At 71.5% G+C, this 8,210-nt stretch carries 8 protein-coding genes; 6 read left to right on the forward strand and 2 right to left on the reverse strand.

The features are described from left to right. The first annotated feature begins 130 nt into the window (after positions 1 to 130). Positions 131 to 1,609: a CHAD domain-containing protein gene (locus tag AB7U92_RS16965; RefSeq protein WP_428579414.1), complete on the forward strand. Its 1,479-nt coding sequence runs from the start codon at positions 131 to 133 to the stop codon at positions 1,607 to 1,609. Positions 1,610 to 1,621: 12 nt separating this feature from the next. Here the strand turns inward: AB7U92_RS16965 and AB7U92_RS16970 are convergent, their stop codons facing one another. Beyond that, complete coding sequence (locus AB7U92_RS16970; protein WP_428579417.1) at positions 1,622 to 3,280, reverse strand: SulP family inorganic anion transporter; 1,659 nt, start codon at positions 3,278 to 3,280, stop codon at positions 1,622 to 1,624. An 81-nt stretch (positions 3,281 to 3,361) separates the two neighbouring features. Here AB7U92_RS16970 and AB7U92_RS16975 point away from each other — a divergent pair, with 81 nt between their 5' ends. The 5 genes from AB7U92_RS16975 (at position 3,362) to AB7U92_RS16995 (ending at position 7,324) form a co-directional block, all read left to right on the forward strand. Further along, a complete protein-coding gene (locus AB7U92_RS16975) occupies positions 3,362 to 3,559 on the forward strand; it encodes a ribbon-helix-helix protein, CopG family (RefSeq protein ID WP_428579420.1) in 198 nt (65 codons plus the stop codon). A 14-nt stretch (positions 3,560 to 3,573) separates the two neighbouring features. Next, complete coding sequence (locus AB7U92_RS16980; RefSeq protein WP_428579422.1) at positions 3,574 to 4,353, forward strand: YoaK family protein; 780 nt, start codon at positions 3,574 to 3,576, stop codon at positions 4,351 to 4,353. Between the two features lie 91 nt (positions 4,354 to 4,444). Continuing rightward, positions 4,445 to 4,831 (forward strand): response regulator, encoded by a 387-nt coding sequence (locus AB7U92_RS16985; RefSeq protein ID WP_428579425.1) that lies wholly within the window; start codon positions 4,445 to 4,447, stop codon positions 4,829 to 4,831. Beyond that, positions 4,828 to 5,697 (forward strand): transporter substrate-binding domain-containing protein, encoded by an 870-nt coding sequence (locus tag AB7U92_RS16990; RefSeq protein WP_428579428.1) that lies wholly within the window; start codon positions 4,828 to 4,830, stop codon positions 5,695 to 5,697. The genes AB7U92_RS16985 and AB7U92_RS16990 overlap by 4 nt, the downstream gene beginning before the upstream one ends. 1 nt (position 5,698) lies before the next feature. Next, positions 5,699 to 7,324, forward strand: coding sequence for a sensor histidine kinase (locus AB7U92_RS16995; RefSeq protein WP_428579431.1), 1,626 nt, complete (start codon positions 5,699 to 5,701; stop codon positions 7,322 to 7,324). A gap of 4 nt (positions 7,325 to 7,328) precedes the next feature. Here AB7U92_RS16995 and metG read toward each other — a convergent pair. Then, positions 7,329 to 8,210, reverse strand: an 882-nt coding sequence (gene metG, locus AB7U92_RS17000) for a methionine--tRNA ligase subunit beta (RefSeq protein ID WP_428579434.1), incomplete at its 5' end; no start/stop codon positions are given.

Raw genomic sequence — 8,210 nt, forward strand, 5'->3', positions numbered from 1 at the left:
GCCTGCCGCTTGAGGTCGTCGAGAAATCCCACAGTCTTCTGATCTTTCCGTGATGACGGGCAAAAGCATAGCGCAGCCCATGCAGGCCACTTTCATCAAGCTCGGGGGTGGCATCTGACAAGATCGAACCATGATTGAGATCGAGTTGAAGTTCCAGGTGCCAACGGACCGACGTGCGCGTGTCGAGGCGGCGGTGGCGGGGCGCTCGACAGGGCGGCCGCTGCGCCTGCAGGCCGCGTACTTCGACACCGGCGACGGCCTGCTGGCGCGTGCCGGCGTCGCCCTGCGCCTGCGACGCGAAGGCACGCGCTGGGTGCAGACGCTCAAGGCCAGCGGCGCCGACGCGATGACAAGGCTCGAGCACAACGCGCCGCGCCGCGAGCGCAGCGCGGCGCTGCCGGAGCTCGACCTCACCCTGCACCAGGGAACGCCCGCCGGAGAGCGGCTGGCCGCGCTGCTGGCCGCGCGGCCCGGCGCCGAGCTGTCCTGTCGCTACCGCACCGACATCCGCCGCACGGCGCGCACGCTGCGCCGCCACGGCGCCGTGCTGGAGCTGGCCTTCGACCAGGGGCTGATCGCCGCCGGCGAAGCCTCGCTGCCGGTGTGCGAGCTCGAGATCGAGCTGCTCGAGGGCTCTCCCACGGCCTTGCTCGCCGTGGTCGGCGAGTGGGTGCAGCGCCACGGGCTGTGGCTGGACATGCGGAGCAAAGCCGAGCGCGGCACGCTGCTGGCCGAGGGCACGCCGCGCGCAGCGGCGCGCAAGTCGGCACGCGTGTCGCTCGACGACGGCATCGCGGTGCCCGCCGCACGCCGGCAGGTGCTGGGCGAATGCCTGCAGCAGGTGGCGATCAACGCCAGCCAGCTGGCCAGCGGCGACTTCGGCGACGAGCACCTGCACCAGCTGCGCGTCGGCCTGCGGCGGCTGCGCACGGCGCTGCGTCTGTTCGCCCCGGCAGGCGCGGCCGATCCGCTGGAAGACGGCGCGGCCGGCCTGTTCCGCGCGCTCGGAGCGTCGCGCGACCAGGCTGCCGTGGGCGCGCCGCTGCGCGCGCAGCTCGCCGCGGCGATGGCGGCCTGCGGCTCGCCGCTGGTGCCGCCGGAGCTGCCATTGGAGGCCGCGTCCGATCCGGTGCAGATCGTGCGCGACAGCGCTGCGCAGCGCCTGCTGCTCGACCTGATGGCCGCCACGCTGGAGCCGAGCGCGGAGCCGCCCACGGAGCCGGCCGGCGACCTGCTCGTGCCGCGCCTGGACCGTTGGCATCGCCAGGTGCGGCGCGATGCCGAGCGCTTCGCTGCGCTCGACGACGCCTCGCGGCACCGGCTGCGCAAGCGCGTCAAGCAGTTGCGCTACGGCGTCGAGTTCGCGCGCGGCCTGCTCGGCGCGAAGAAGACGACGCGCTACCTGCAGGCGCTGGCTGCGCTGCAGGAGCGGCTGGGCGAGCTCAACGACGCGGTCGTGGCCTGGGCGGACTTGACGGCCGCGCCGGCTGCCGACCCGGCTGCGGCCTTCGCGCTCGGCTGGTTGTCGGCGCGGCGCGAAGCGCTCGCGGCGGCGTGCGCGCCTGCACTGGCCGGCTTTCTCGCGGCGAAGAGGCCCTGGCGGCACTGAGCCGCTGCGCGCTCAGCCGCGGCAGCGCTGCAGGGCCTCGGCCAATGTCGGCGCGAAGGACTGCTCGCCCAGGTGCGCCTCGAACCCGGCGCGCCGCATCAGCGAGCGCGGCTGTTCGTTCACCTCGGCCAGCAGCATCGTGATGCCCCGTTTGGCCAGCGTGCGCTGCAGCTGCTCGAGGGCATCGAGCCCGGAGGTGTCCATCGCGATCAGGCGGTGCATGTCGAGCACCAGGGCGTGCGTGCCCTCGGGCAGCTGCGCCGGCAGGGCCTCGAGCTTGCCGACCGCGCCGAAGAAGAGGGCGCCGTAGACCTCGCGCACCTGCACGCCCGCCGGCGCCTCGGCCAGCTCGCGCGGCTCGATGCGGAACAGCGTGCTCATGCGGTAGATGAAGAACACGCAGGCCAGCACCAGACCGACCTGCACCGCCACGGTAAGGTCGAACACCACCGTCAGCAGGAAGGTGCCGACGAGGATGGTGCGGTACTGCACGCTGAACTGGCGCAGCCGCGCGAACTCGCGCCACTCGCCCATGTTCCAGGCGACGAAGAGCAGGATGCCGGCCAGCGCCGCCAGCGGCACGTTCAGCGCCAGCGGTGCCGCCACCAGCACCACGGCCAGCAGCGTCAGCGCGTGCACGATGCCGGCGATCGGGCTGGTGGCGCCGGAGCGCACGTTGGTGACCGTGCGCGCGATCGTGCCGGTGGCCGGAATGCCGCCGAAGGCCGGCGTGACCATGTTGGCCACGCCCTGCGCCATGAGCTCCTGGTTGGGGTCGTGGCGGGGTGCGTCGATCAGGTTGTCGGCCACGCGCGCGCACAGCAGCGATTCGATGGCGCCGAGCATCGCCAGCGTCAGCGTCGGGATCAGCAACTGCTTGGCGCTGTCCCAGCTGAAGGGCGGCAGGTGCAGGTCGGGCAGGCTCTGCGGAATGCCGCCGAAACGGCTGCCGATGGTCTCCACCGGCAGGTTCAGCATCGCCGTGGCCACGGTGGCCAGCACCAGCGCGACGATGGTGCCGGGCACATGCGCCGCGAGGCGGTACAGGCGGTGCCGCCAGCCGATGTTGTCCAGCGGCATGGTGTAGGACTTCGGCCAGACGACCACCAGCGCGAGGCAGGACAGGCCGATTGCCAGCGCCACCGGGTTGAGCGTGTGCACCTGGCGCGCCAGCACGCCGATCTGGGTGAAGAAGTCGGCCGGGAGCTTGTCGATGCTCAGGCCGAGCAGGTCCTTCACCTGCGACAGCCCGATCAGCACCGCGATGCCGTTGGTGAAGCCGATGATGATGGTCACCGGGATGTAGCGCACCAGCGCGCCGAGCTTGAACAGCCCCATCACGAACAGCAGCACGCCCGACAGCGAGGTGGCGATCAGCAGGTTGGTCAGCCCGTAGCGCTCGACGATGCCGTAGACGATGACGATGAAGGCGCCGGCTGGCCCGCCGATCTGCACCTGCGAGCCGCCCAGCGCGGAGATCAGGAAGCCCGCCACGATGGCGGTGACGACGCCCTGCTCGGGCTTGACGCCCGAGGCGATCGCGAAGGCCATCGCCAGCGGCAGCGCCACCACGCCGACGGTCAGGCCTGCGGCGACGTCGGCGCGCAGTCGCGCGGCATCGTAGCCGCGCACGGCGTCGACCAATCGCGGGCGGAATGGGTGAAGCTGCATGCGGCCTTCAGTATGCCTTTCCCATCGAACATGCAGATGATTAACATATGATGTGAATCAGATGCGCTGCCGGGAATCGCCATGGAATCCAAGACCGCCCGCCTCACCCTGCTGATCGACCCGGCCAAGAAGGCGGCCTTCGAGGCGTTGTGCGCGGCGCAGGACCTCACGCCCTCGCAGGTGGTGCGCCAGCTCATCCGCGACTACCTCGACCGGCACGGCGTGGCCTATCCGACGCGCAGCAAGGTCGTCGCGCGCAAGCCCGCGGCGCGCCGCTAGAGCGGCGCCACGCGATGCCCGCGGAGTTCCTGCATGGCCTGACGCGCCGCACGCGCACACGGCGCAGCAACCGGCAGCTCGGCGCCGTGCTGGCGTTCGTGGCCGGTGCCATCAATGCCGGCGGCTTCCTCGCGGTGCAGCGCTACACCTCGCACATGACCGGCGTGGTCTCCGGCATTGCCGACGACATCGTGCTGGGCCAGTTCGCGCTGGCCATGGCGGGCGTGTCGGCGCTGCTGGCCTTCGTCACCGGGGCCGCGGTCACGGCGGTGCTGATCAACTGGGCGCGACGCCGCGCGCTGCAGGGCGAGTTCGCACTGTCGCTGATGCTCGAGGCCGTGCTGCTGCTGGTGTTCGGGCTGCTCGGTGCCAACCTCGAGCTGTTCGTCGACGTGTTCCTGCCGTCGACCGTGCTGCTACTGTGCTTCATCATGGGCCTGCAGAACGCCATCGTCACCAAGATCTCCCAGGCGGAGATCCGCACCACCCACATGACTGGCGTGATCACCGACCTGGGGCTGGAACTCGGACGGCTGCTCTACTGGAATCGTTCGCGCGCCGGCAACGACCGTCACCGGGTGCTGGCCAACCGCGACAAGCTCGGCATCCACGCCACCATCCTGGGCCTGTTCTTCGTCGGCGGCATCGCCGGGGCCCTGGCGTTCAAGCACGTCGGCTTCAGCGCCACCGTGCCGATCGCCGCGCTGCTGATGGCCATGGCTGCGCCGCCGCTGTGGGTGGACCTGCGTGCTCACCGGCTTGGCCGCAGCAGCGAAGAAGATGACGTGAGGTGATGCGGGTGACTCGACAGGCTTGAGCGCGCCGCGCGACGAGGGATGCACGCCGCGAGGATCGTCGTTACGATCTCTCGCAGGAGTCGCTCCCATGCTCGACCGCATCCTGCTCATCGACGACAGCGAGCCCGATCTCATCTACACCCGCATCGTGCTCGAGCGGGCGAAGGTGGTGCGCGAGATCGTCGACTTCGAGTCGGCGCGCGACGCGCTGGCCTGGCTCGAACGGCCCGACTGCCCCGGCGTCGACCTGATCCTGCTGGACATCAACATGCCCGGGATGAACGGCTTCGACTTCCTGCGCGCCTACGAAGCCGCCACGGTGCGGCGCCGCACGCCGTCGGTGGTGATGCTGAGTTCCTCGGCCGATCCGGCGGACCGTCGCTGCGCGGAGGGCTTCGGCAGCGTGCGCGGCTTCGTGACCAAGCCGCTGGCTTCCGGGCAGGCCCAGGGGCTGGTCGACCTGATCGGTTCGTGAGCCCGTTTCGCGCGTGGCTCGTCGCGGCTGCCCTGTCGGGTGCGGCCACCTGTGCAGCGGCCGGATGGGCCGGTCCGTCGCAGCCGGTGCGCTTCGCGCCGGAGCGCGACTACGGTCCATTCGTGTTCCAGCGCGAGGACGGCCGCATCGACGGCCTGTCGGTCGAGATGCTCGGGCTGCTGCAGGAGCGGGCCAGCCTGAACGTCCACACCCTGCCGGCCCGGCCCTTGAAAGAGCAGCTCGAGGCGCTGCGCCGGCGCGAGGCGGACCTGGTCTCGTCGCTGCGAGCCACGCCCGAGCGTGGCGAGTACGCGCTGTTCACGCTGCCCTACGTGTCCGTGCCGGCGGTGGTGGTGATGCGCGCCGATCGTCCCGAGCGCCGCCTGGCCGCCCTGACCGGCGAGCCGGTCGCGGTGGGGCTGGGCTACGCGGTCGAGCCGGTGATGCGCCGGCGCTATCCGACAGTGGCCTGGCAGGGCGTCAGCGACGACGCCGTGGCGTTGCGCGGCGTGCTGCACAGGCGCTTCGAGGCGGCTGTGGTCGATGCAGCCAGCTTCGCCCACGTGGTCGCCACGCAGCGGCTCGACGGGCTGCGCGTGGTGGCGCCGGCGGACTTCGAGTACGCGCTGTCCTTTGCCGTTCGCAAGGACTGGCCGGAACTGCGCGAGGCGCTCGACGACGCCATCCGCTCGCTGCCTGGCGCGCAGCGCCAGGCCGTGCTGCGCCGCTGGCTCGCCGAGCCGCCGCCGCTGCAGCGCACGCCGTGGGCCACCTGGCTGGGCGTTGCGCTGCTGCTGGCAGGCCTGTTGATGGCGCTGGCGGCGGCTGGCCGCGGGCTGCGGCGGCGGTCGGGGCAGGGTGACTAGGATGGCGCCCCGCACGCCGCCGCATCCGGCCGCCGAGGCGGCACTGCTCGGGCTGCTGTACGCGGCGACCGCGGCGGCGTCGATCGCGCTGTCGCGTCAGCCTGGCTCGGTGGCCAACCTGTGGTTCGCAAACGCGCTGGCGATGGGCTTTCTCGCCACGGCCTCGCGGCGGCGCTGGCCCGGTCTGGTGGCGGCGGTGGTCACCGGCAACCTGCTGGGCAACCTGGTTCACGGCACGCCCTTGGCCATGGCGCTGGCCTTCCTACCGGCCAATGTCGTCGAGACGCTGCTGGCCGCCTGGGGCCTGCGCCGCCTCGGCGTCGCGCGCAACGGCCTGCGCACGCCGGCGGCGATGCTGCGGCTGCTGGCCGTGGGAGCGGTCGGTGCGCAGCTGGTCGGCGCCACGCTGGGCGCGTTCACGCTGCGCGCGCTCGGCGCGGGCGATTTCATGCCGATGTGGCAACGCTGGTTCGAGGGCTCGGCGATCGGCTCGATCTCGTTGCTGGCGCTGGTGATCTGCCTGCGGCTGGACGATCGCGCCCTGATCCGGCGCGACCTGCTCGACTGGCGCGTGCTCGCCCTCGGCGCCGCCGCCGCCGGCGTGACGCTGCTCAGCCTCGCCCACGTACCGTTCCCGTTCGTCTACCTCGCCATCCCGCTGCTGCTCGCGGCCATCGTGCTGGAGCTGAGCGCCACGCTGGCGCTGGTGCTGCTGGTCTCGCTGGTGGTGGCGGTGAGCCTGGCCGTGGGCGTGTTCGTGCCGCCACCCTTCACCGCGCAGTGGCAGGAGCTGTTCGTCTACACCGCCTACGCCGCCGCGCTGATCCCGGCCCAGCTGCTGGCGGCGACCATGGCCGACCTGCGTGACAGCCAGGCGCGCCTGGCCGCGGCCGGTGCTGAGCTGCGGCGCGCCAACGAGGGGCTGGAGCAGTTCGTGCACATCGCGTCGCACGACCTGCGCGAGCCGCTGAACACCATCGTGCAGTTCACCGGCCTGATCGAGAGCGATCATGGCGAGCAGCTGGCTCCCGAGGCCCGCGCCTGGCTGGGTCTGGTCGGCCGCGCCGGCGCGCGCATGCGCCGCCTGCTCGACGACGTGCTGCACTACGTGCGTGTGCAGCGGTCGGGCGGCGATCCCGGCCACGCGGTGGAACTCGACCGCGTGATGCAGGAGGTGCTGCAGTCGCTGGCCGCGCGCATCCGCGAGACCGGCGCGCTGGTGGCCATCGACAACCTGCCGGTGGTGCGCGGCCACGAGAGCCTGTTGGCGCTCGCACTGCAGAACCTGCTGTCCAACGCGCTGAAGTTCGTGCCGCCGGGCCAGCGGCCCGAGGTGCGCGTGCATGCCGCCGTCGAGGGCGGCGAGGCGGTGGTGAGCGTCACCGACAACGGCATCGGCGTGGCGGCCGAGGACATTCCCCGGCTGTTCCAGCCCTTCCAGCGCCTGCACCTGCGCAAGCACTACGACGGCAACGGTCTCGGTCTGGCGCTGGTGCGGCAGATCGCCGCGGCGCACGGCGGTGACGTGCAGATGCATTCGCAGCCGGGCGTGGGCACCCGGGTGAGCCTGCGCCTGCCGCTGGAAGCGGCGGCCGCACGGGCCGCGCCGGTGCCGACGCGCTTCTGAACGCTCAGCGCACGCGCAGGCCCGGCGTGGCACCCGGCCAGGGTTCCAGCACGTACAGGCCCGGGTTCGCCTTCTCGTCGGCGTGGCTGGCGGCGAGCACCATGCCTTCGCTGACGCCGAACTTCATCTTGCGCGGCGCGAGGTTCGCCACCATCACGGTGAACTTGCCGACCAGGTCTTCCGGCTTGTAGGCCGACTTGATGCCGGAGAAGACGTTGCGCGTGCGTCCCTCGCCCACGTCCAGCGTCAGGCGCAGCAGCTTGTCGCTGCCCTCGACGTGCTCGCAGGCGACGATCTTCGCGATGCGCAGGTCGATCTTGGCGAAGTCGTCGATGCCGATGGTCGGCGCGATGTCCTCGCCGCCGGGCTTGGGCGCCTCCACCTTCGGGGGCTCGAACAGCTTGTCCAGCAGCACCGGGTCGACGCGCTGCATCAGGTGCCTGTATTCGCCGATCTGGTGCCGACCGAGCGCGCGCGAGGCGTCGGCGAAGCTCATCGGGGCCACCTTCAAGAAGGCCTCCACCTGTGCGGCCAGGGCCGGCAGCACCGGCTTGAGGTAGATGGTCAGCACGCGGAAGGCCTCGATGCACACTGTGCAGACGTCGTGCAGCACCGCATCCTGCCCGGCCTGCTTGGCCAGTTCCCAGGGCTTGTGGGTGTCGACGTACTCGTTGACGCGGTCGGCCAGCAGCATGATCTCGCGCAGCGCCTTGCCGTACTCGCGCTCCTCGTAGAGGCGCTCGACCTCGCCGCGGTGCGCGCGCAGGCCGTCGAGCAGCGTGCGGCCCTCGACGCCGATGTCGGCGCTGAGGTGCCCGCCGAAGCGCTTGGTCAGGAAGCCCGCGGCGCGGCTGGCGATGTTGATGTACTTGCCGACCAGGTCGCT

This window comes from Piscinibacter sp., assembly GCF_050175855.1.
In the GTDB taxonomy this organism is placed as follows: domain Bacteria; phylum Pseudomonadota; class Gammaproteobacteria; order Burkholderiales; family Burkholderiaceae_C; genus Piscinibacter.

Coding starts and splice junctions, on each gene's coding strand:
- AB7U92_RS16965 (WP_428579414.1), top strand. CDS start 131: ATGATTGAGATCGAGTTGAAGTTCCAGGTGCCAACGGACCGACGTGCG.
- AB7U92_RS16970 (WP_428579417.1), bottom strand. CDS start 3,280: ATGCAGCTTCACCCATTCCGCCCGCGATTGGTCGACGCCGTGCGCGGC.
- AB7U92_RS16975 (WP_428579420.1), top strand. CDS start 3,362: ATGGAATCCAAGACCGCCCGCCTCACCCTGCTGATCGACCCGGCCAAG.
- AB7U92_RS16980 (WP_428579422.1), top strand. CDS start 3,574: ATGCCCGCGGAGTTCCTGCATGGCCTGACGCGCCGCACGCGCACACGG.
- AB7U92_RS16985 (WP_428579425.1), top strand. CDS start 4,445: ATGCTCGACCGCATCCTGCTCATCGACGACAGCGAGCCCGATCTCATC.
- AB7U92_RS16995 (WP_428579431.1), top strand. CDS start 5,699: ATGGCGCCCCGCACGCCGCCGCATCCGGCCGCCGAGGCGGCACTGCTC.